Source organism: Candidatus Microthrix subdominans, from assembly GCA_016719385.1.
Lineage (GTDB): Bacteria > Actinomycetota > Acidimicrobiia > Acidimicrobiales > Microtrichaceae > Microthrix > Microthrix subdominans.
Window position 1 is genome coordinate 772,169 of record JADJZA010000007.1, and the last position, 22,814, is coordinate 794,982.

The window sequence follows — 22,814 nt, forward strand, 5'->3', positions numbered from 1 at the left end:
TTTCGAACGAGGAGCGCCCGCACATGGGAATGTTGGACAACAAGGTGGCCGTCGTAACCGGGGCCGGTCAGGGCATCGGTCGAGGCCATGCGCTGGAGCTGGCCCGCCACGGCGCCAAGGTGATCGTGAACGACCTGGGCAGCTCGGTGCACGGCGAGGGCACCGGCAAGGCCGCCGACGACACGGTGGCGCTGATCGTCGAGCGCGGCGGGCAGGCCGCCTCCAACTTTGCCAACGTGGCCGACTACGCAGCGGCGGGCGAGATGGTTGCGCAGGCGATCGATACCTACGGGCAGCTCGACATCCTGGTCAACAACGCCGGCATCGTGCGGGACTCGGCGATCTGGAACATGGACGAGGCGGATTTCGACTCGGTGATCGCCGTGCATCTCAAGGGTGCCTGGGCCCCGTCCAAGCACGCAGCGGTGCACTGGCGTGAGCGCAACAAGGCCAGCGGTGCGCCGGTGGGCGGCCGCATCATCAACACCACCTCCGGTGCCGGCCTGGTCGGCAACTTCGGCCAGTCCAACTACGCCACCGCCAAGGCCGGCATCGCCGGGATGACCCAGACCCTCAGCCTCGAGCTGGCCAAGATGGGCGTGACGGTCAACTGCGTCGGCCCCGCCGCCGCCACCCGTATCACCGCCACCATGCCCGGTGCGCCCGACGTGATCGAGGCCGACGATGTGGCCGAGGGCGAGTGGAACCCGATGGACCCGTCGGTGTCCTCGCCGCTGGTCGCATGGCTGGCCTCCGATGAGGCCGCCCACGTCAGCGGTCAGGTGATCCGCGCGGTGGCGGAGAACATCATCTGGATGGAGGGCTGGAGCGACGGCGCAACCCTCAACAACAAGGGCAAGCGCTGGGACGCCACCAAGCTGGGTTCGCAGCTCGGAGTCGACATCTTCGGCACCCGAGCCCCGGGTCTGCGTTACTGAAGCCCACGCCCGGATGTTCCCGTCGGTCGGGATGGCGGAGCCCGGATGCGCCGGTCGCTCCGCCATCTCTCCTACGTTGGCAGGGTGGCACGCTTCTCACGACCCGCGTCGAACCCGGTTCCCGGTGACATCCTGGACCTGCGCAACGACCCCATCGCCGCCGGCCCGCCGGAGCGACGGGTTTCCGATGCCGAGACCGTGGTGCACCGGGCGACCGGCGCCCGCGGAACGGTCGACAAATGGCACCGCGACTGGGTGGTGTTGCGGCTGCTGGATGGCACGACACGTCGGGTGACCAACCTGGCGGGCGGCTTTGCTGTCGCCGGCGAGACGATCACGCTGATCGGCGTGGACCGGGTTCCGTCGTCGGGCTTGTCGCTGGGACGGACCGCGTCGGGCTCGATCGCCGCCCCACAAGGCCCGGCCAAGGTCGCCCGGGCCAGCCGCCTGTGGGTGGAGGGCGACCACGATGCCCGCCTGATCGAGCGGGTGTGGGGCGACGACCTGCGCGACGCCGCCATCGTCGTCGAACCCCAGGGCGGGATCGACGACCTCGACGCGGCGGTCGCCCGGTTCGCTCCTGGGCCGCAGGCCCGCCTTGCCGTGTTGGTCGATCACCTCATCCCGGGCACGAAGGAGTGGCACCTCACCGAGTCCCAGCGCAGCGCAGCGTCGAAGTGGGTCACGGTCGTCGGTCATCCGTTCGTCGACGTGTGGGCGTGCGTCCGTCCACAGGTGGTCGGCATCGCGGCATGGCCCGACGTGCCCAAGGGCGAGGATTGGAAGACCGGCACCTGTCGCCGCCTGGGCTGGGGGACGCCCCAGGAGGGTTGGCGTCGTATCCTCGCCTCGGTGAACGGATTCTCTGACCTCGATCCCTCTTTGGTGGGCGCCGTCGAAGCGGCCCTCGACGCCCTGGTCGGCGGCGGGGAGGAGCCGACGTGAGCCAGGCCGAGACCAAGCCGGGCACCGTCGCAGAGGTGCTTGCCGGCGCGCTGGCAGCACTCGGCGTGCGGCGCACGGTCGGACTCGATCTGGGCACGGCCGCCGGGGGCCTTCCCCATATTGACGTCGACGACCCCGACCTGGCCGTGTTGCTCGCCGACGCCGACGGGGCGGTCAATGGCGGCCTGGGCGCAGCGGTACTCGCCGGTCAGCTGTTGCACCTGTCATCGCTCCCCGGCGGTACAGCGTTTCCCCAGACGGTCGGATCACCCGAGGAACTGCTCGACACGCTGGCGGGAATCGACCCGATGATGCCCGCCACCGTGGCGCTGCACCTCGATCTCGACCTGGGCGCAGACGTGCCCGACGGCCTGACAGTGGGCGGTGAGCTCGACCGGCAGGTGGCCTACCAGCTGGGATCATCCTTACAAGGCGCTCCGCTGGCGGTGATCGCCGGCGTCGGCGTCGTCCGTTCCGGCTCGGTCGAGGCACTGGCTTCGTTCGCCGAACGCCTGGGCATGCCGGTGCTCAACACGGTCGGGGCCAAGGGTGTGTTTCGTTGGAACAGCCCTTACCACGCCGGCACGATCGGCCTCCAGGCCCGCGACGGCGAGCTCGGTGGCGTCGACGACGCCGTGGTAGTGATCATCTGCGGGGTCGGCGACGACGAACTGCCCGCCCGTCCGACCGGCAACGTGATCGACCTCGATCCCCGTCAGCTCTCGATCGCAGCAGAGGGCTGGACCCGTCCTGCCGGCGGCCCGGCGCCACGCCCGCCGCTGTACGAGGCGCTGGCGGCGGTCACCGGTCCTGCCTACGAGCGCGACGAGGTGCCGCTGTCGGCGCCTCGAGCTGCACTTCACCTCTCCGGGGCGGCACCCGACGACGGCGTGGCGGTCGTCGAGGCCGATCTGGCGGGCTTCTGGGTTGGGCGCGCGTTTCCGACGGCCGTGCCGCGGTCGGTCGTCGTCGCCACCACGCCGCTGCCGGGCTTTGCTGCGGCGGGTGCCCTGATGGCTCGCCTGGCCGGTCGCCCGTCGATCGGCGTGCGCGCCGGTGGCATGGAGGTCGACGGTGGTGAACTTGAGCCCGAGGTGCTGGCGCTCGCCCAACGGCTCGGGGTCGGTGTGGTCGTGCAGGCGTGGGCGCCCGATGCTCCCGCCATGAGCGCCGACGAACACGCTCGCGCCACCGAGGCGGACTATCGCGGGGTGGGTGCTCCCTTCCAGGGTTCCTCGTCGCAGGGTTCGCTGGTTCGCCCCGTGGCTGTGGCGCTCGACGACCTCGACGCGATCGTCGAGGTGGCGGGCCGGCCAGTTTCGTGGGCCACGTTGCCGTCGGCGCCGAGCCCGTCCCCTCAGTGAACGCCGCCGGCAGCCGGCTGACCGCGGCCCAGGATGCCCGGCGTCGACGCATGCTGCGGGAGGTCTCCGCGTTGGCAGCGGAGGGCGGCTACGAGTCGGTACAGATGCGCGACGTCGCCGCCCGTGCCGACGTGGCGATCGGGACGTTGTACCGCTACTTTCCCTCCAAGGAGTACCTGGTGGCATCGGTGATGGAGGCCGAGGTGGGGGCGTTGGCCGCCGACCTGGAGGCCCGTCCCGCGCGGGGGAATTCGGCCGGCGAGCGGGTGTTGGCCGTGCTCGGACGGGCCAATCACGCCCTGTTGGCCCGCCCCAACGTGTCGATCGCCCAGATCCGGGCGCTGGTGTCGGGCAATGACGAGGTGGCCGAGGTGGTCAAGACCGTCACCGATGCCATGCGCGCCCTGATCGTCGCCGCTATGGAGGCCGAACCGACCGACGAATCGATCGACGTGGCCGACACCCTCTTCGACGTCTGGTTGGCGGCACTGGTCGGATGGATCTCGGGTATGACCGAGGCCGACGAGGTGCAGCGAAAACTGGCCCGCACCGTCAAACAGCTGTTGCCGATGTCCTAAGCTGCCGGTGGCCACCGGACGGTCCATCCGGAATCCCCTGATGCGTGCGCGCTTTGGTGGCCCAGGGGGAACGTTCATGGCCGAACAGCGCGACACCGTCCATCCCGACACGAGCTTGGTCGACGACGAGGGGCCGATCGACGAGGCCGAGGAGCACAACGTCCTCGGGTTGCCATGGGGTGAACGGGTTGAGCTGCCCGGCCGCGGCAAGACGTTCTACCGTCGGGTCGAGGGGCCTCCGGGCGCACCGACCCTTCTGTTGCTTCACGGCTGGGTGGCCAGCGGTGGGTTGAACTACTACAACGCGTTCGACGAGCTGTCGAAGCACTTCAGCATCATCGCTCCCGACATGCGGGGCCACGGCCGAGGCATCCGCTCGCGGCGGCGGTTTCGCTTGGCCGATTGCGCCGACGACACCGCTGCGCTGATCGAGCATCTCGGCTGCGGACCGGTGATCGCCGTCGGATACTCGATGGGCGGCCCGATCGCCCAGCTGTTGTGGAAGCGCCACCCGGAGCTGGTGTCCGGCCTGGTGCTCGCCGCCACCGGCAGCTGGCTGGTGCCCGGCCTGCGCCAACAGATCGTCGTGGTCGGTGCGGTCTCGGCGATCGCCGGGCCGCTGCGCGTCACCTGGGGGCTGCCGAAGACGATCCGCAGGCGCATCCCGTTCGCCCCGACCGGGGAGCGGCCCAGCACCTTCCAACGCTGGGCGTCCGAGGAGATGCGCCGCCACGACTGGCGCATGGTCACCGAGGCGGGGGTGGCGGTGGCCACCTTCGACTCCCGACGCTGGATCAAGTACTGCGACGTGCCCACCACCGTGCTGGTCACCACGAGGGACCGGGCGGTGTCGCCCCTCGAGCAGGCCCGCACGGCGCTGTTGATCCCGACCGCCGAATTCCTGCGCTACGACGAGGGGCACCTGGCCCCGGTCAAAGAGACCTTTGGCCCCAAGCTCACCGAGGCCTGCCTGCACACCGCAGCCCGCATCGGCCTGCCCGCCGATGCGGACACGACGGAACCGGTCGACCTGCGCCTGATCGACTGAATCACTCCAGCGGCAGTTGCTGCACTGCATAACCCAACACGCTCGTCGGCGCCTTCGTTACTCCTGAGCCGAGCCGAGTCCCAGGATGCGCTCGGCGTTGGTGCGCAGAAACTTGGGCCACACCTCGTCTTTGAAGGCCACGTCGGGCAGCTCGGAGAAGATCCGGTCGTAGGTGAGCCCGGCGGGGAAGTACCCGGCATAGATGATCTTGTCCGCACCCCGGGTATTGGCGTAGTCGATGATCGCCTGGGGGTAGTACCTGGGGGCGAATGCAGAGGTGGAGTAATACAGGTTGGGCCACTTGATCATCAGCTTCACCGCCAGCGCCTCCCACGGCTCGGCGCCGTGGCGCATGACGAACTTCAGCTCGGGGAAGAACCAGCACACCTCGTCGATCAGCTCCACCTTCTGGTCGGCCATCGGCACCCGAGGGCCGGGCACGCCGGCGGTGACGAAGATCGGCAGGTCGAGCTCGACGCACTTGGCGTACAGCGGGTAGTAGCGGGCGTCGTTGATCGCCACCCGGTAGGCGAACGGGGTGGTGGTCACCGCACGCACACCGAAGTCGGCGACCAGGCGTTCGAGCAGCCGGATGGTGTCCATGCCGCCGTTGGGGTCGAGCTCGGCGCAGGCGATGAAGCGGTCGGGGAAGTCGCGGATGGCCCGGCGGGGCGCCTCCCGGTCGTCCTTGGCCACGTTGACCATCGCCCGCTCGACACCGTGGGCGTCCATGTTCATCAGCACGACGGCCACCGGGTCGGCCTCGGGATCGATCTCGGGCGGCACGTCCTTAAACATGTAGGCCGCCGGCATCGAGAAGCTCTTCGACTCCTCGTCGCGCAGATGAGGCTGAATGAACTTGTAAACCTGACTACGGTCTGGCGAGGGGAACCCGACCATGGTGTCGATGATTCCGATGTCCGTTGGCATGCCCATGGACCCAGAGTAGAACACGTTGCAGTTTGAATGGCCGGGGCATCGGGCGACCGAAACGCACCGCTCACCAACAGGGGGACACAGATGACCGACCGGAGCACGGAATCGAGCGGAACGCAGGTTCCGTGGAACCTGGCCGATCTGTGGGAGCTGACCACCGATCGCTATCCCGACCGGGAGGCGCTGGTGGTCGGGAGCCAGCGGGTGACCTACCGGGAGATCGAGGAGCGGTCCAACGCGCTGGCCCACGTGCTGGCCGACGCCGGGGTGGGCCCGGGCGATCACGTCGCCTGCTACATGCAGAACTGCGTCGAGTTCGTGGAGACCATGCTGGCCGCATTCAAGATCCGGGCGGTGCCCCTCAACGTCAACTACCGCTACGTCCACGCAGAGCTGTCGCACCTGCTCCAGGACGGCGACGCGGTGGCGGTCGTCTTTCACCGACGCTTCACCGATGCGATGGCCGAGGTAGCGGGCGACTTGGACGACCTGCGCATCAGCCTGGTGGTCGACGACATCGATCCCCGAGCCGAGCCGTCGCAAGGCGACCCGGTCGCCTTCGGTGCGATCGACTACACCGAGGCGGTGGGGGCCGCGTCGACCGCTCGCGACTTCGGCCCACGCAGCGGCGACGACATCTACCTGATGTACACCGGCGGCACCACCGGCATGCCCAAGGGGGTCGAGTGGCGTATGGAGGATGCCTTCTTCGCCTGCGTCGGCGGCGGCGACCCGATGCGCCTGCTCGGCCCCGTGTCCAGCGTCGACGAACTGTGCGACCGCATCCTCGACGACCAGGTGGTTGTCATGGCCTGTGCGCCGCTGATCCACGCCGCCGCCCAGTGGACGTCGATGTCGTGGTGGCTCTGCGGCGGCAGAATGGTGCTGCTGCCCGGCAGCTTCGACGGCGCCGAGGTGTGGCGCCAGATCGAGGCCGAGGGGGTCAACATCCTCATCGTCATCGGTGACGCCATGGCGCGGCCGCTGCTCGACGCCTGGGACGACGAGGGCGGCTTCGAGGTTCCATCGCTGTACACGGTGTCCTCCGGAGGGGCGCCGCTCAACCCGAACAACAAGGCCCGCCTTCAGGAGATCCTGCCCAACCTGATCATTGCCGACGGCTACGGCAGCTCGGAGACCGGAGCCCAGGGCACCCAGCGACTCATGCCCGGCGATAGCGCCTCCGAGGGCACCAAGTTTGTGCTCGATCCCGAGGTCACCTGCGTTCTCGACGAGGACATGGTGCCGATCGAGCCGGGCTCGGACACGATCGGCAAGGTGGCGCGCACCGGGCGCATGCCGCTGGGCTACTACGGCGACCCCAAGAAGACCGCCGAGACGTTCGTCGAGGCCAACGGCAAACGCTGGGCCATCACCGGTGATCAGGCGGTCGTCGAGGCCGATGGGACGATCACCGTGCTCGGCCGTGGGTCGGTCAGCATCAATACAGGTGGGGAGAAGGTGTTTCCCGAGGAGGTGGAAGCGGCGCTCAAGACCCACCCGGACGTCTTCGACACCGTCGTCGTTGGCGTGCCCGACGAGCGCTGGGGCGAGACGGTCGCCGCCATCGTGGCAGCCACGGAGGGCGCCGAGCCGACGCTGGACGTGCTCAAGGCCCATGTGCGCACCTCGATCGCCGGGTACAAGGTGCCCCGTAAGCTGGTGATCGTCGACGAGGTGGTGCGGTCGCCGACCGGCAAGGCCGACTATCCGTGGGCCAAGAAGACCGCCTCCGACCGGGAATGAACCGACGCCGATCGGGCGGTGACGGACAACCGGGCGGCGACTCGACGCTCAGGGGAAGGGCCGGCCGCTCGTTGGCCCCAGGAACGATCGGCGCACTGGCCGTGCTGGGAGCGGCGGTGCTGTGGGGCGTGATCGGCCCGGTCGCCAACGGCCTGGCCGCCCGGGGCATCGACCCGGTGACCATGGCCGCCTGGAGGGCAATGATCGCCGGCGTCGGCTTCGCGGTCATCTGGCTCATCCAGGCAATGCGGGGCCGCACCGCCGACGGTCCGGATCTTCATGGAACCGGTCTCGAGAGCGGCGCCGCGCCCATCACACCACCGCTTCGACAACCGGTGGTGTGGCTGCGCCTGGTGGCGCTCGGGCTGATCGGCGTCTCGGTCTTCTACACGGCGCTCCCGGCCGCGATCGAGCGCGGTGGCATCACGCTGGCCTGGGTGCTGTTGTACACAGCGCCGCTGTGGGTGCTGATCGGCTCGGTCAGCCTCGGGTGGCTCCGCCCGACCGTCCGGGCGGTCACGCTGGTGCTGCTCGCCACCGGCGGCGTCGCCCTCACCGCCGCCGCTGGTGGCGAGGGCGTCACCGTGAGCGCAGCGGCCGTTGCCTGGGGCCTGGCGGCCGGCCTCAGCTACGCCAGCTACTACCTGGTCGGGCGCACGCTGGTCGAGACCTTGGGCCCGATCCGCACCTACGCGATCGCCATGATCATCGGTGGCTTGGCGCTGGTCCCCTTCGCCGACCTGGAGTGGCCCACCCGAGAGGTCGCCGGGCTGTTGGCGGTGTTGGCGCTGGCGAGCACGCTGCTCGCCTACCTGCTGCTCGGGGTGGGGCTGACCCGCATCTCGTCGACCCGGGCGTCGGTGATCGCAACCGCCGAGCCGGTGGTGGCCACCGTGATGGCGGTTGCGGTCGCTGGCGAACGCCCCGGCCCCCTCGCCTACGTGGGCGGGGTGCTGGTCGTCGGCTCGGCGCTGGCAGCCGGCCTCGGCCCCCTCGACGGCGCCACCGTCCCCAAGCAAGCCCCCTACCCAGTCCCCACGTCCGACCCATCTCCCGACCCATCTCCCAAGTCGGGAGCCCAGAGCGCGCCCTGACGGTCGTTTCCGCTCCCCGGTTCGTTCGCTCGTCCCAAGTCGGGAGCCCAGAGCGCGCCCTGACGGTCGTTTCCGCTCCCCGGTTCGTTCGCTCGCGATGACCGGCACCGAGGTGCGGGTCGGTAGCCTTGATCGGTCATGATTTCGGTCTCCTCACTTGAAAAAGGTCACGGCGGCCGCACACTGTTTCGTGACGTCTCATTTCGACTTCTGCCCGGGCGGCGCATCGCGCTGGTCGGCGGCAACGGCGTCGGCAAGACGACCATCCTCGAGATCGTCGTCGGCCACCAGCGGGCCGATGCCGGCGAGGTGCACCGCACCAAGGACCTCACCGTTGGCTACCTGCCCCAGGACCTCACCGACGAGGTGAACGACACGGTGCTGGCCCATGTGATGGCCGGCGCCGGTGAGCTGGCCGGAATGGAGGAGGAGCTGCGCTCGCTGGAGGCCGACATGGCCTCGCCCGACGCGGCCAAGGCAGAGGCGGCACTCGACGCCTACGGCGAGATCAGCACCCGCTTCGAGGCTGCGGGCGGCTACCAGCTGGAGGCCGAGGCCCAGCGGGTGCTCGCCGGGCTGGGATTCAAGCCAAGCGATGCGAACCGCAGCGTGTCGGAGCTGTCCGGTGGGTGGCGCATGCGGGCCACCCTGGGCCAGCTGTTGTTGGCCAAGCCCGAGGTGCTCGTGCTCGACGAGCCGACCAACCACCTCGACGTCGACTCGGTGACCTGGCTTGAGGAACAGCTGGCCGCCTGGCCGGGCTCGATCCTGTTCGTCTCCCACGACCGCGACTTCATCGATGCGGTGGCCGAGCGGGTGCTCGAGGTGGTCGGCGGCGGCGCCACCGAATACGTCGGCGGGTTTGCCGAGTTCATCGTCGCCCGCGAGGAGCGCTTGGCCAACCTGCAGGCCCAGGCGGCCAGCCAAGCCAAGTCGGTCGCCTCCACCGAGAAGTTCATCGAGCGCTTTCGCTACAAGGCGACCAAGGCCCGCCAGGTGCAGAGCCGTTTGAAGACCCTGGAGAAGCTGGACCGCATCGAGGTGCCCGACCACCGCCAGCTGGTCGCCAAGTTTGGCTTCCCGAAGCCGCAGCGCTCGGCACGCGTGGTCGCCGAACTCGAAGACATCTCGGTGGGCTACGACGATGATGACCCGATCCTCACCGGCGTCGACCTGGTGATCGAGCGCGGTGAAAAGTGGGCGCTGGTCGGCCCCAACGGCGCCGGTAAGTCGACGCTGGTGAAGCTGTTGTTGGGTCAGCTGAAGGCCTCGGCGGGCCACGCTCAGCTGGGCGCCAACGTCGACGTCGCCTACTTCGCCCAGCAACAGGTGGATGAGCTCGACTTGGAGGCGACGGTCGAGGAAACCTTCCGGGCTGCCATCGGCAAAGATCCCGCAGGCCGAAACCTCCGCTCGATCCTGGGCACCTTCGGCTTCCGGGGCGATGCGGTCGACCGGCTGGTCGGCGACATTTCCGGTGGTGAGCGCACCCGGCTGGCGTTGGCGTCGATCATGGTCAACCCGGTCAACCTGCTGGTGCTCGACGAGCCGACCAACCACCTCGATCTGCCCAGCTGCGACGTGCTCGAGGATGCGCTCGAGGCCTACCCGGGCACCGTGCTGATCGTGACCCACGATCGACACCTGATCCGCTCGGTTGCAGCGGGGCTGATCGAGGTGCGCGATGGACAAGTCACGGTCCACCCCGAGGTCGACGAGGCCGTGCTGCACCCGCATCCGTTGAGCGCCACCGTCACGGGTTCCGCCGGGCAGAAGACGTCCGGCCAGGGCAAATCGAACCAGGGCAAGGCCAGTCAAGGGAGGTCCGGCCAGGGCAAGCAACGGGCCAAGGGCCGCAACCGCACGAAGCCGCCGGCCGCCTCGGTACCCGCCGGGGCAAATGGGGGTGGCCCCTCGGGCGGCGCCGGTGCCGGCACCAACCCGGCGGAGCGCCGTCAGGCCTCGGCGGAGGAGCGTCAGCGGCACTCCAACGCCACGCGCGAGCTGCGCAAGCGGGTGCAGGCGGCCGAGAAGCGGGTGGGCCGCACGGAGGGCAAGGTGGTCGAGATCCAGGCGAAGATGGGCGACCCTGCCACCTACGACGACGCCGACAAGGTGAAGTCGCTCGTCGCCCAGTTGGCCGAGGCGAAGGACCGGGCGGCTGCGACGATGGCCGAGTGGGAGGGTCTGATCACCGAGCTGGACGAGGTTGAGGCCTCGCTTGGCTGAGGAGCCTGGTGGGACCGACGAGGCCGCTCCCGATGGGCCCACCGGTCTGAGCGGTTGGTTACGACGCCTCTTCGGCGGGCTCGCCCCGAGCGAGCGCACCCGCGGGTACCCCACCTCGAGCAACCGGGCGTCGTCGATGCACCTGTTCTGGGACCTGCCCGGACGCTTTGTGGAGGTGGGGGTCACCCTCACCATCCTGGACGAGCCTCGAACCGACGACCTGTACTTCTGGGCGTTGCAGGTGGGCTTCGAGGATGCTGCGAGCGGCAGACGCCAGGGTGCCGCCCACACCGGCCCGCAGTGGGCGGCCCAGCATCCCGGGCACGGGGCGGTCAACTGGGGCGGGTACGGCGCCGTCGGCGAACTCGACGGTGGCCAGGGGATGGCTGCATTCCTCGTCGGGTAACGCCAACTCGGTCGACTACCCGTGGCGGGTTGGCGTGCCCTACCGGCTGACCGTCGCCCGAGCGCCGGGCGACTTGGCCACCGGTCCCTCTGCACCCGGGTACGGCGTGCCGGAGGCGACGACGTCAGACCCGCTGGCGGCTGCACCGCCGCCTGGATTCACCGCCTGGCGGGCGACGATCACGCCGCTCGCTGCAGGTCCGGACGCAGGCGTGTCGGCCAACGTCGGTTCGCCTGCTCACACCGCCGAACCCCAGGTGATCCGTGACCTGTGGGCGCCGGGCGACCGGTTGGTGTCACCGATGGTGTGGTCGGAGGTGTTCGCCCGCTGCGACGCCGTCCCGGTTCGGGTTGCCTGGTCCAACCCGACCGCGATCGACGAACGCGGCAATGTGCACCGGGTGCAGTCGGCGCGAGTGAATTACCAGTCGGTGGCCGACGGGGGCTGCTCCAACACCGAGGTCAGCGTGACGGCCGCCGCCGACGGCCCTGCCTGGCTGCACTCGACCTCCACCGAACGCCGCACCCGGCCCGGCACCCGGGGGGGGGGGGGGGGGGGCCCCGCGCAGGAGGGGGGGGGGGCTGCACCGGGGGGGGGGGGGGGGGGGGGGTGTGGGGAAGCTGGCTGCGTCTGACCGGCCAGCGGTGAGATCGCCGCGTCAGCTCGGCCTTCGCTCGGTCTAGCGAACCGCTTGGGACTCAACGAGCTCGCATGGCGGCGGCAGCCAAGCACGTTCGTCGAGCGCTTCCAGAAACTGCGTGGAGGTCACGATGTCAAACAACTTCACGTCCTCGGTCACCAACGTGAGGCCACCTGCGGCGATCGCGCTGGCAACGGTCCAGTAGACGTTGTGCGAGAGCTTTCGGCCGAAGCGTGCGGTCAGGAAGCCGAACTGTTCGGCGGGCAGAGCGTGTTCGCCGATCTGCTCAAGTCGCTGCACCGTGAACCGCAACGTGTTCGTCCGCATCTCCCGCTCTGGGCTGGTCCCGGCGCGCTCGATCCCGGCGTAGAGCTCGCCGAGGGCGACAGGGTGGTATAGCGCAGAATCGCTGGCGGCGATGAGGGAGGGCAGCGAGCTGTCGCTGCGTTCGAGCCATCCGATGATGGCTGACGTGTCCAGGAGGTACGTCAACGAACCGACTGTGCGTCTTGAGAGCGCTCCTTGGCGGTCTCGGGCCGCTCAGCTCCAGCCGCGTTCGACGCGGATCAGGCGGTAGGCCTCGGTGATGATCTTGAGGTTCGCTTCGGCCCGGGCCTGCCGCTGCGCCTGGTCCGGCGTCTGCTCGCCCGTGGTGGGGTAGCTGTCCGGGTGGTCCCGCTTGACCAGCTCCAGGTACCGCTTGCGTACGGCGGCCCGATCGTCGCTGCGATCGACGCCGAGTACCCGGTAGGGGGCGTCGCCGGGCGTCGAGATCGGCTTGGGGCGACCCGACGTTTGGCCGCCGCCTGATGGTTGTCCCGGGTCGAGCCGTCCCTCGCCCCACGGGCCGAAGTCTGCTTCGAACTGCTCGAGTAGGTCCCGGAGGGCACCACCGAGCGCTGTCGCCTGCCCGGCGTGGGCCCCGGCCAGCCGCCCGCTGCGGCGGGCGAGCGACGACAGCGAGAAGCCTGGGGTCAGCGATAGGTTCGACGCCCGGTGGGAGGCGCCCTGGCCCAGGATCATCGCCGTCGCTGCGATCGCCCCGGCGGTGGAGCCGACGATCATGGTGACCAGCGGTGGCAGTGGGGTCACCAGGCCGACCCCGATCCCCAGCGCAGCGGCCGCCAGTGTGATCTGGATGGCGATCCGGTTGACGCGCCGACGTTCGTCCGTTGGCAGTGTTAACGCAGCGAGCCGGAATCCGACCGCGACGAGGAAGACGGTCAGCACCACCGCCAGCTCGGTCGCGTTGCTCAGGAGAGCGCTGCCAGCACCTGGTCGCGGCGCCCTGCGACCGCGTGACGGGCGGCGGCGACGTCGATGGTGAGCAGGGTCCGGTCGGCGACCACCCGGCGTCCGGCCATCCACACGTCGGTGACGTCGCCCCGTCCGGCGGCGTAGACGACCGTGCCGATCGGGTCGTAGCTGGGCGTCAGGTGGGGAGCTCCGGCATCGAGCACGACCAGGTCGGCCTGTTTGCCAACCTCGAGCGATCCCAGCGAGTCGCCGGCACCAAGCAGCGTTGCCCCGCCAATCGTGGCCGCCCGCAGCACCTGGTGCGCTGTCATGGTGGTCGCATCGCCGCTGACCCCCTTGTGGATCAGGGCGGTGAGGCGCATGACGGCAAACAGGTCGAGGTCGTTGGAGGACGCCGGGCCGTCGGTACCCAGCCCGATCACCACGCCGGCGGCGAGCAGGGCGGGGATGGGGGCGATACCCGAGCCCAGCTTGAGGTTGGACGCCGGGCAGTGGGCAACCGAGGTGCCGGAGGCGGCGATGGCGGCGATCTCGGCCTCGTCGAGGTGCACGGCGTGGGCGAGCACGACGTCGGGGCCGAGCAGCCCCAACGAGTCGAGGAGCGCGATGGGCCGCATGCCCCGGGCGGCGCTGACCATCGCCACCTCACCGGCCGACTCCGAAGCGTGGGTGTGAAGGCGTGCACCGGCGGCGCGGGCAGCCTCGGCCACCAGCGCGAGCTGATCGGGGTCGACCGTGTAGGTGGAGTGGGGGTGGGCCCAGCGGCCGATCGGATCGTCGGGCGTTTCCTCGGCCTGGTCGGCCCAGAGCCTCCGGGCGCGCTCGACCTGGGCGTCGAAGCTGGTGCCCTCCGGGCTACCCCCGCCGAGAAACGCGGGGCCGCCGGCCAGGCGTAGGCCACCGCTGCGGGCGACCTCGGAGGCCACCCCGTCCCAGAAGTACATGTCGAGGGCGGCGGTCACCCCGCCGAGCAGCGACTCGGCGACGGCGAGGGTGACGCCGTCGCGGACGGCCTCGCCGGACAACACGTTGGCCTCGGCGGGCATGATGCGATCGAGGAATCCCTCCAGGTCGACGTCGTCGGCCAGCCCACGAAAAAGCGTCATCGCCAAGTGGGTGTGGGCGTTGATCAGGCCGGGCATCACGATCGCCCCGCCAAGGGGGTGCCGAGCGGCGCCCGGATAGGCGGCGGTGACGTCGGCGGTCGGGCCGACGGCCGCCAACCGATCGCCGACGATGGCGAGCGCACCATCGTCGAGTACCCGGTCGTCGGCGTCGCAGGTGATGATCGTGCCGCCGGTGAGCACCAGGGCTCCCGCGTGAGTGGGCACCGTGGCTCCGCTGTCAGTGGGCACTGTGGCTTTGCCGTTGATGGGATGTGTGGCGTCGCGCTGATTCACAGAACAGAGCCTTCCCACAGTTCGGTGTCGGCGGCCAGTGCTGCGAGCACCCGGGCGAGCAGGCGGGCCAACTTGGGAGCGGCGGCGCCGGCCACCTCGATCACCTCAGAGGCGGACAGCGCTCCCCCCAGCCCGGCGGCGGCATTGGTAATCAGGCTGATGCCCAGCACGCCCAGGCCCACCTGGCGGGCGGCGATCGTCTCGAGCACGGTCGATTGTCCTACCAGGTCGGCGCCGGCTCGCCCGACCGCAGTGATCTCGGCCGGTGTCTCGAACTCGGGCCCGTGGAAGCCGGCGTACACGCCCTCGGGCAGGTCGGGCGCAACGTTCCGGGCCAGGCCGCGCAGGCGGGGGTGGTACGCATCGGTGAGGTCGACGTGGCGGTAGGCGTGCGGAGGTGGGGGGAGGGGGCCGGTAAGTGGCGACGCACCGGTGAGGTTGAGCTGGTCGCTGATCAGCACCGGGCTGCCGATGGGCCACGCTGCGCCTGCGCCGTCGGGGCCACCATCGCTCGCCCCCGCATCGCCGCTTCGCAGGCACCCGGCGGCGTTGGTCAGCACCGCAACCGTGCAACCGGCCGCCGCAGCCGTGCGAACGCCGTGCGCCACCGCCGCAGGGCCGTGACCCTCGTACAGGTGGGTGCGACCGGTAAACACCAGCGCCTGCAGGCTCTCGCCTTCGGGGGCGTCGACCCGCACGCTGTGCGCCTCCGAGCCGTGCCCCATGGCGCCGGCCGGTTGAAAGCCGGCCAGCTCGTCGGTGGACGTGGTGGCGGTGACGTTCAGCTCGTCGAGCGCTCGCTGCCAACCCGAGCCCAGCCACAGCGCCAACCGGTGGTCGTCGCGACCCAGCCGACCGGCGAGCTGCTCGGCCGCTCGTGCGGCCAGAGCGAACGGCTCTGAGGGGCCGTCGAGCGGTTGGGGCCTGGCGCTCATCAGGCGGTCACCTCGGTGGCTACATGTTCGCCGGCGTCGACCGCCCACGTCGGACCGACCGTGATCGTGCTGTTGGCATCCCAGACGTCGTCGACATAGCGGAACTCGCACTCGAAGCGGTCCTCGGTCACCGTGAACACGGCGTAGCCGTGCTTGGCCTGGAAGTAGCGCACCTGGGGGTTGAGATCGTTGTAGTTGGCGCTGAAGAGGATCGAGCTGATGGCGGTGACCAGAAACTCCGGGCACACCGTGTCGCCGGCAGTCGGGTCCGTCGCCTCGCCGGATGGGCTCGGGCCGTTGACGTCGAGCACAAAGCTGGCGTGGTAGTCGCCGGTGAGGACCACCGGGTTGTCCAGCTCGGCGAGCGCCGAACGGATCGCGGCCCGTTCGGCGGGGAAGCCGTCCCAGGTGTCCATGTAGAACTGAGGAGTGCCCTCGTCGGTCTCGCCGGCGACCAGCCCGGCGAACAGCACCGGGTTGGCCAACGCGGTCCATGTCGTTTCCGACGCCGCCAGCCCGTCGAGCAGCCAGGCGCGCTGGTCCTCGCCAAGCATCGTGCGCTGGTCATCGGCGCGCTGGGCACAGTCGGCGACCGTGCCCAGGCCGTCGTCGCCTGGGCACGGCGGCTCGTCGGAGTACTGGCGGGTGTCGAGGATGAACAGCTGGATCAGCCCACCCACGTCGAGGGTGCGGTACACCGCCAGCTCGCCGTTCTCGGGTGGCGGCAGCCGCACCGGCTGGTGCTCCCACCAAGCCTGGTAGGCGGCGGCACGAAGCTCGGGATCGACTGCCACGTTGTAGTTGTTGAGGACTTCGTGATCATCCCAGGTGGCAAAGAAGGGGGCGGCGGCGTGTGCGGCCTGAAGCTGTTCGTCCCCCTTCACCTGGCCGTAGCGGGCCCGGAACCCCTTGAGGTCCTTGGGGACCGGCGACGTGTACTGGCGGCTGGTATCGCCGTCGGGTCCGGTGAAGAGGTTCTCCAACTCGTAGATGTAGTCGCCCAGGAACACGACGGCGTCGAGATCGTCCAGCTCGGCGGCGTCGCGCCAAGCGGCGTAGCGGCCGCCCTGGAAGTCCTGGCAGGTGGCCAGGGCAAAGCGGAACTGGCCCGACGCCGGCTGCTTTCCGGCCGACGGCATGGTGCGGGTGCGACCGACTGGTGAGATGGTCTCGCCGATCGAGAACCGATACCAATAGGTTCCGTCCGGCTCGAGCCCGTCGGCGATGGCGTGCACCGAGTGGGCGGACTCGCCACGGGCCACCTCGGTGCCCGAAGCGACCACCCGGTCGAATGCCTCGTCGCCGGCAAGCTCCCAGGCGACCGGCACCGGAGCCTCGCCGACACCCCCGTCTGTCCGGGCGGGATCGATGACCACCCGGGTCCACAGGACAACCGACGTGTCGTTCGGATCTCCGGAGGCGACCCCGAGGGCAAACGGGTCGCCCTCGAGCTCGGGGACCGGCGGCAGGGTGGTGGCTGCCACAGACTCGGCGGACGCTCCGTCGCCACCGTCGTCGGAGCTGCATGCCGCCCCCAGCGCGCCAGCGCCGATCAGCGCTGCGCCGCGGAGGAACCGGCGCCGGGTGGCCGCACGTTCGAGCACCGCTGGACGTTCACCCGTGTACATGGGGCTCAGTTCAGCACAGCATCCCAACGCAGCGCCCCACAGCGCCGGGCCGGCAAGTGCTTCGGGGGAGGCCGGTCGTTGCAATCAGCTACTCGTGGGAGATCGCATCGAGCATGTTCATACGCGCCGCCCGCCAGGCGGGCCACAGCGCGGCGAGCAGGCCCATCAGCATCGTGAACATGATGCAGGCGATAATCCACAGCCATGGGATCACCAGGGTGTTCGACAGCGAGTCGGGCAGCACCTTGACCGCTGCCGAGCCCAGAGCAGTACCGACCACCACGCCGAGCAGCCCACCGAACACCGAGGTGATCACCGCCTCACGCCGAACCGTTTTGCGGATCTGGCGGCGCGTCATGCCCACCGCTCGCAGCAGGCCGATCTCGCGGGTGCGTTCGTAGACCGAGAGCGCAAGGGTGTTGGCCACGCCCAGCCCGGCGACCAACACTGAGGCCAACAGCAGTGCGGCAACGGCCTTCACCGCTATGTCGAGTGGGCCGGTCTGGCTCTCCTCGAACTGCCTGGGGGTGATCACCTCGGCGTTGGCAAAGTCGGCGGCCACCGGCTCGATCGACGCCTTCAGTGCCGCTGGGCTGGTGTCGGGTGTTGCCTTGATCGCAATGGCCTGCACGAAAGCCTGTGCGCCGACCTCGTCGGCGACCCGCTCGTCGATGATGATGTCGCTCAGCGCCGCCGTGCGGGTGTAGATCGCCCCGACGGTGGCGGTGGTCTCGGCGCCGGTTCCTGTGGACACGGTGACCCGGGCGCCCTGGCCGACGCCTTGGTTGTCGGCAGCGTCGCTCGACAGCCATACCCCGCCGTCGGAGGGGCCGTCGGTGATGTTGAGGTCGTACACCTCACCCACCTCGCTCAGCCTGGCGACCGCCACCCCCGTCGTCTTCCCGGCCGGTCCTTCGACGGTGGCGTTGGCGAACGAGCTGGGCACGACGGCGGCCACGCCTTCGGCCCCGCTCAGCGCGTCGGTGATGGCAGCCGGGTCCGGGGGCACGAACTGGTTGGGGACGAGGTACCAGGTGGCGGTCGTGTTGTTACGCAGCTGGTTCTCGAGGCTCTGACGGACCGAAAGGCCCACGGTGGCCACCAAAGCGATCAGCGCCAGCCCGATCATCAGCGCGCTGGCGGTGGTGGCGGTTCGCTTGGGGTTGCGGGCGGCGTTGGTGCGGGCCAGCGTCGGCACCGGGCCGGAACCGAGCGGTGCTCCGATCAGCCGCACCGCTGGCGCAGCGATCACCCGCGACAGCGCGGCGAGCGCCAGGAACATCACGATCGCACCGCCGCCGATCAGAGCGATGCGCTGTGGGGTCGACCGTCCGCCGCCCAAGCCGATCACGATGCCGGTGAGGCCCACACCCAGTGCGAGCAGGCCCATCAACAGGCCCGAGAGCCCCGAACGCGACGGGTCGGACTCGGTGTCGCGCATCGCCGCCACCGGTGACACCCTGATCGCTTTGAGCGCCGGGAACAGCGCCGAGAGCAGCGTGACCCCCAGGCCGATACCGAACCCGATGCCCACGGTGCGACCCGACACGATCAGCTCGAAGCCTCGGTCGGTATCGATCGCCCAGCCCGCAAGCGTGGACAGCGCCAGCCCTGCGGCCAAACCGAGCAGCGAGGCGATCAACCCGATCACCGCCGCCTCACCGAGCACCGAAACGAACACCTGGCGCCGGCCGGCGCCGACCGCCCGCAGCACCGCCAGCTCCCGGGTGCGCTGAGCGACGACGATCGAGAACGTGTTGGCCACCAGGAACGTGCCGACGAACAACGTGATGCCGGCAAACACCAACATGCCGGTCTCGATGCCGTCGACGATCGTGTTGATCAGGCCGACGACCTGGCCGGTGAGGTCCTCGGCGTCGCCGACCGTGATGCCAGAGGGAAGGTTGGCCTCGATCGCCGAGCTGACGGTGGCGACGTCGGCATCGGGGGCGACCGCCACCAGGATGCTGTCGATCCGGTTGCCGCCGCCGAACAGCTGGGCATTGACCGCCGGGTCGAACACGGCGACCGCCGAGGTGAACGTGAACAAACTGGAGGACTCCGGGGTCACCGACGAAACCACCCCGGTGATGGTCATGTCCCGTCGCCCGGTCGGCAGAAACACCGAGGCCGTGTCGCCCACCTGGGCGTCGGCGGCGCTGAGACCGTCGCTGTTGACCGCCAACTGATCGGGGCCTTTGGGGGCGGTGCCGGAGGTGAGCTTCCACCGGGCCTCGTCGAAGGCGGAGGTGGTGGCCGAACTCTGTATGGCCCCCAGGGCGTCGACGCGACGCCCTGGCACGCCGAAAGCGACGCCACGCTGGCTTTGCCCGACCGCCGATGCGACGCCGTCGATGCCGTCGATCTCGTCGACCAGGGCAGCATCGAGCGAGCCGCCGAATCCGAACGACGTGAGCTCGGGTGACACGAACAACAGCCGATTGGCACCGGGAATCTCGCCGACGTCGCCCAGCGCGCCGGCGCCGGAGGTCTCCTCGTCGAGGATGCTCCGCAGCTGGTCCGCCAGCCCGTAGGCCGTCGTGATGAAGGTGACGCCGATGAGCACCGCAAAGGTGGTGAGCAGGAACCGAAGTATGTGGGCTCGGGCGCTCCGCAGGGTCAGCCGAAGTATCACCTCGCCAGTTTGTCAGCCGCTGGCCGGGTACCGTGACGACGCGTCCGCATCCACCGCGTCGTTCAAACCAGAGGAGCCCCGCACCGTGACCGCAACACCGACCGATCGAGAATCGCCGATGGAGGCCGTTCCCCCAGTGGACACAGCCTGGGAGTGCTTCGACGTGAGCCTCGCCGATGGCGTCGCCCACGTGCAGCTCAACCGCCCGGACGCCTACAACTCGATGGTGCTGGCGTTCTGGACCGAGCTTCCCGCCATCGTGAGGGCGCTCGATGCCGCCGGCACCACCCGCGTCATGGTGTTGTCGTCCACCGGCAAGCACTTCTCCGCCGGGATGGACCTGGCGGTGTTCACCGACGGCGGACTGGGCGGGGCCTCGGGCGCTACCGAGCAGGGCCGGCGCAACTCCAGCCTGTGGCTGATGGTGCAGCACCTCCAGGCCAGCTTTACCGCTTTGGCCGAGGCTCGTTTTCCCGTGTTGGCAGCCGTGCAGGGCGGCTGCATCGGCGGGGCGGTCGACATGGTGTCGGCGGCCGACTGCCGCTACGGCACCGAGGATGCCTTCGTGTGTATCCAGGAGATCAACATCGGTATGACCGCCGACGTCGGCACCTTGCAGCGCCTGGGCAAGCTGATCCCCGACGGGGTGGCGCGCGAGTGGGCCTACACCGGCGACCGCGTGCCGGCGGAGCGGGCACGCGAGGTGGGGTTCTTCAACGAGGTCTTCGCAGACCACGACGCCCTGATCGCCGGCGTGCTCGAGATCGCCGGGCGCATCGCCGCCCAGTCGCCCCTGGCGATCTGGGGCACCAAGGAGGCGATCAGCTACGCACGCGACCATTCGACCGCCGACGCGCTGCATCAGATCGCCGGGTGGCAATCGGGCATGTTTCAGCCGGGCGACATGATGGAGGCTTTCGCTGCCAAGGCCGAGAAACGCCCGGGAGTCTTCGAAGACCTTCCCCCGCGTCCGTGACACAGCGGATGCTGCGATGACTTTGGGCCTGTTCGACCTTGACAACACGCTGATCGACCGCCGGGCGATGTTCGCCCGCTGGGCGTCGGGCATGTTGGAGCGGCAACAGATCGACGCGCCGGGTGCGCTCGAGTGGCTGATCGACGTCGACGGCAACGGCTACGGCGACAAGAACCGCTGGATGCCGCTGGCGGCCGAGCGATTCGACGTGGCCGAGGCGGCGATCGCCGCTGACCGCGAGGCGCACTGGGTGGCGTCGATCGAGGTCGACGCCTCGGTTGGGGTCGCCCTGACCCGGCTGGCGGATGCGGGCTGGGTGTTGGGCCTGGTGACCAACGGGCCCCCCGGCCAGTGGGACAAGATCCACGCCGCTCGCTTGGCCGGGCACTTCGACGCGGTGGTCGTGTCGGAGCTGGTCGGTGCCCGCAAGCCCGAACCGGAGATCTTCCAGCTGGCCGCCGAGCTGTGCGGCCACCCGCTCGATGGCTGGATGGTCGGCGACCACCCGCACTTCGATATCGAAGGTGGGCGCCGCGTCGGGCTGAACGGCGCGTGGATGCGGGGGCCCGACCCCTGGCCGGATGAGTTGGCCCCGCCGACGATGACCGTCGAGACGATTGAGGAGTTCGTCGATGCGGTCCTCAGCTGAGGATGGCGGCGCCGCTGGGTCCGGCGGGTCCGCTCAGGGCAGGTCGATGTCGTTCGAGGGCAGAAAGCTGAAGGTCAGGTCGCCGAGCTTGACCAGCGTGGACGCCACCCAGCCGCCCATGGCACCAAAGTGGTCGTCGAGGACCGAGCCGTCGGCCAGGGTGGACTCGTCGAGCTCGTAGACCCCTTCGTAGGACACCTCGACCGACCACTCGGTGCTGGTGAGGTGGCTGTCGTGTAATGCCTCGGTGGTCGGCCCCTCACGGTGAAGCCGCTCGGGGCCCACGTTGGGGCTGTCCTCGGGCAGGGCCGCCAGCAGGCTGGCCAGGTCGGGCGTCTCCGACATGCGCTGGATGCGGAACGACACCTCGATCTCGATGCTCGGCGCCTCGGTCAGATCCTCGTCGATGTACCACGAGCGGTAGGCGGTCTGGCTCCACGTCGGCCAATCCAACGAGATGTCGGCGCGGATACGCGGGGGGGTGCCCTCCCCGGGCAACCCGTAGGAGGTCTCCCAGCTCACGTCGCCGAGCAGGATGTCGGTCTGAAAGCGCTCCTCGAAGGCCTGGCGTTCCAGCATTGCCCGTTCCATGGCATCGCGGAGCGCACCGATGGCGTCGGTGAAGACATGATCGAGCATCGGAGGCGACCCTACTGCCGGTGCGCCCCTCAGGCGGATGCGGGGTCGCCCGGGTGCGGGCTCATGATGACGGTCGGCACCGACCCGCCCACCCGGTCGAGCCGCAGCGTGGAGATGAAACGTCCGGGCTGTACGGCCTCGCGGGGTGGGCCCAGCAGGTCGCCGAGCCCGACGGCGGTCGCCTCGAGGGTGGCGCTGGTCAGTGCCAGCCCGAAGAAGGCGGCGGGTCCGCCGGGATCCGCCGGCACGTCGGTCGGCCCGACCAGCTCCAGGATCACATCGCCGACCCAGAAGAACACCTGCACCATCGGTTCGCCGTAGCGGCCGGTCGTGCGTCGGCGGCGCTCCCGGAAGCCGTGAGTCGTCAGGGCGCGCACCGTGCGATCGACATCTGGTGAGCTGACGACGATGTGGTCGATCGAGCTCACCCGGTTGGGGTGGGTTGCGAGGGATGCCTCTGGGGTGTCGGCCACCCATGCGGTCGGCAACCCATCGAGGTCGCCACCGGCGGATGCGGATGGCGGGGAGTCGGCCTGTGAAGCCGACCGCTCGGGCAGAACAAGGTCCCATCGCAGCAGGCCGCGCGGCCCGTCGGCGCCGTGCAGCTGAATGCTCACCGCGCCGAGCTGGATCGCTGGAATCGTTGTCGACCGTTGGCTGACGTCGAATCCGGCGGCCCGCCAGGTCGTTGGATCATCGCCGATATGAAGGGTGCACAAGGTCGGTTCGGCCGCCATGATCGCCGACGCTATCGGCCGGGTGGGCTGGGGC

General features: G+C 69.7%; 21 protein-coding genes. 12 read left to right on the forward strand and 9 right to left on the reverse strand.

The window, feature by feature from the left end:
- Positions 1-23 precede the first annotated feature (23 nt).
- From IPN02_13740 to IPN02_13760, 5 genes are all read left to right on the forward strand, one after another.
- The gene (locus IPN02_13740; protein ID MBK9297864.1) at positions 24-938 is read left to right on the forward strand and encodes an SDR family NAD(P)-dependent oxidoreductase; all 915 of its coding nucleotides are present in this window, start codon (positions 24-26) and stop codon (positions 936-938) included.
- Between the two features lie 84 nt (positions 939-1,022).
- Positions 1,023-1,883, forward strand: a complete 861-nt coding sequence (locus IPN02_13745; protein MBK9297865.1) for a DUF3097 family protein — start codon at positions 1,023-1,025, stop codon at positions 1,881-1,883.
- On the forward strand, positions 1,880-3,247 hold the full coding sequence (locus IPN02_13750; GenBank protein ID MBK9297866.1) for a hypothetical protein: 1,368 nt from the start codon (positions 1,880-1,882) through the stop codon (positions 3,245-3,247). Before IPN02_13745 ends, IPN02_13750 begins: the two co-directional genes overlap by 4 nt.
- Complete coding sequence (locus tag IPN02_13755) at positions 3,244-3,825, forward strand: TetR family transcriptional regulator (GenBank protein MBK9297867.1); 582 nt, start codon at positions 3,244-3,246, stop codon at positions 3,823-3,825. Before IPN02_13750 ends, IPN02_13755 begins: the two co-directional genes overlap by 4 nt.
- 76 nt (positions 3,826-3,901) lie before the next feature.
- Positions 3,902-4,873 (forward strand): alpha/beta hydrolase, encoded by a 972-nt coding sequence (locus IPN02_13760; GenBank protein MBK9297868.1) that lies wholly within the window; start codon positions 3,902-3,904, stop codon positions 4,871-4,873.
- A gap of 57 nt (positions 4,874-4,930) precedes the next feature.
- Here IPN02_13760 and IPN02_13765 read toward each other — a convergent pair whose 3' ends face one another.
- Positions 4,931-5,809 carry an amidohydrolase gene (locus tag IPN02_13765; GenBank protein MBK9297869.1) on the reverse strand — a complete coding sequence of 293 codons (879 nt, stop codon included), beginning with the start codon at positions 5,807-5,809 and terminating at the stop codon, positions 4,931-4,933.
- 84 nt (positions 5,810-5,893) lie between these two features.
- Here IPN02_13765 and IPN02_13770 point away from each other — a divergent pair, with 84 nt between their 5' ends.
- The 5 genes from IPN02_13770 to IPN02_13790 all read left to right on the forward strand — a co-directional run bounded on the left by IPN02_13770 (position 5,894) and on the right by IPN02_13790 (position 11,918).
- Positions 5,894-7,555 carry an acyl-CoA synthetase gene (locus IPN02_13770; protein MBK9297870.1) on the forward strand — a complete coding sequence of 554 codons (1,662 nt, stop codon included), beginning with the start codon at positions 5,894-5,896 and terminating at the stop codon, positions 7,553-7,555.
- Between the two features lie 71 nt (positions 7,556-7,626).
- A complete protein-coding gene (locus tag IPN02_13775) occupies positions 7,627-8,649 on the forward strand; it encodes an EamA family transporter (GenBank protein ID MBK9297871.1) in 1,023 nt (340 codons plus the stop codon).
- Positions 8,650-8,787: 138 nt separating this feature from the next.
- Positions 8,788-10,878 carry an ABC-F family ATP-binding cassette domain-containing protein gene (locus tag IPN02_13780; protein ID MBK9297872.1) on the forward strand — a complete coding sequence of 697 codons (2,091 nt, stop codon included), beginning with the start codon at positions 8,788-8,790 and terminating at the stop codon, positions 10,876-10,878.
- Entirely contained in the window at positions 10,871-11,284 is a 414-nt protein-coding gene (locus tag IPN02_13785; protein ID MBK9297873.1) for a hypothetical protein, read from the forward strand. Before IPN02_13780 ends, IPN02_13785 begins: the two co-directional genes overlap by 8 nt.
- The gene (locus IPN02_13790) at positions 11,250-11,918 is read left to right on the forward strand and encodes a hypothetical protein (protein MBK9297874.1); all 669 of its coding nucleotides are present in this window, start codon (positions 11,250-11,252) and stop codon (positions 11,916-11,918) included. Before IPN02_13785 ends, IPN02_13790 begins: the two co-directional genes overlap by 35 nt.
- A 45-nt stretch (positions 11,919-11,963) precedes the next feature.
- Here the strand turns inward: IPN02_13790 and IPN02_13795 are convergent, their stop codons facing one another.
- The 6 genes from IPN02_13795 to IPN02_13820 all read right to left on the reverse strand — a co-directional run bounded on the left by IPN02_13795 (position 11,964) and on the right by IPN02_13820 (position 19,779).
- Positions 11,964-12,416: a hypothetical protein gene (locus tag IPN02_13795; protein MBK9297875.1), complete on the reverse strand. Its 453-nt coding sequence runs from the start codon at positions 12,414-12,416 to the stop codon at positions 11,964-11,966.
- A gap of 48 nt (positions 12,417-12,464) precedes the next feature.
- The gene (locus tag IPN02_13800; GenBank protein MBK9297876.1) at positions 12,465-13,154 is read right to left on the reverse strand and encodes a J domain-containing protein; all 690 of its coding nucleotides are present in this window, start codon (positions 13,152-13,154) and stop codon (positions 12,465-12,467) included.
- 23 nt (positions 13,155-13,177) lie between these two features.
- Positions 13,178-14,512 carry an amidohydrolase gene (locus tag IPN02_13805; GenBank protein MBK9297877.1) on the reverse strand — a complete coding sequence of 445 codons (1,335 nt, stop codon included), beginning with the start codon at positions 14,510-14,512 and terminating at the stop codon, positions 13,178-13,180.
- 65 nt (positions 14,513-14,577) lie between these two features.
- Entirely contained in the window at positions 14,578-15,516 is a 939-nt protein-coding gene (locus IPN02_13810; GenBank protein ID MBK9297878.1) for a purine-nucleoside phosphorylase, read from the reverse strand.
- Positions 15,516-17,120 (reverse strand): alkaline phosphatase D family protein, encoded by a 1,605-nt coding sequence (locus IPN02_13815; GenBank protein ID MBK9297879.1) that lies wholly within the window; start codon positions 17,118-17,120, stop codon positions 15,516-15,518. Before IPN02_13815 ends, IPN02_13810 begins: the two co-directional genes overlap by 1 nt.
- Positions 17,121-17,232: 112 nt before the next feature.
- On the reverse strand, positions 17,233-19,779 hold the full coding sequence (locus IPN02_13820) for an FtsX-like permease family protein (GenBank protein MBK9297880.1): 2,547 nt from the start codon (positions 19,777-19,779) through the stop codon (positions 17,233-17,235).
- Positions 19,780-19,897: 118 nt separating this feature from the next.
- Between IPN02_13820 and IPN02_13825 the strand changes: the two genes are divergently transcribed.
- Positions 19,898-20,755, forward strand: coding sequence for a crotonase/enoyl-CoA hydratase family protein (locus IPN02_13825; GenBank protein ID MBK9297881.1), 858 nt, complete (start codon positions 19,898-19,900; stop codon positions 20,753-20,755).
- A gap of 16 nt (positions 20,756-20,771) precedes the next feature.
- Positions 20,772-21,404, forward strand: coding sequence for an HAD-IA family hydrolase (locus tag IPN02_13830; GenBank protein MBK9297882.1), 633 nt, complete (start codon positions 20,772-20,774; stop codon positions 21,402-21,404).
- Between the two features lie 33 nt (positions 21,405-21,437).
- Here the strand turns inward: IPN02_13830 and IPN02_13835 are convergent, their stop codons facing one another.
- On the reverse strand, positions 21,438-22,043 hold the full coding sequence (locus tag IPN02_13835; protein ID MBK9297883.1) for a hypothetical protein: 606 nt from the start codon (positions 22,041-22,043) through the stop codon (positions 21,438-21,440).
- Between the two features lie 29 nt (positions 22,044-22,072).
- Positions 22,073-22,780 (reverse strand): glyoxalase, encoded by a 708-nt coding sequence (locus IPN02_13840; GenBank protein MBK9297884.1) that lies wholly within the window; start codon positions 22,778-22,780, stop codon positions 22,073-22,075.
- Positions 22,781-22,814: the final 34 nt, after the last annotated feature.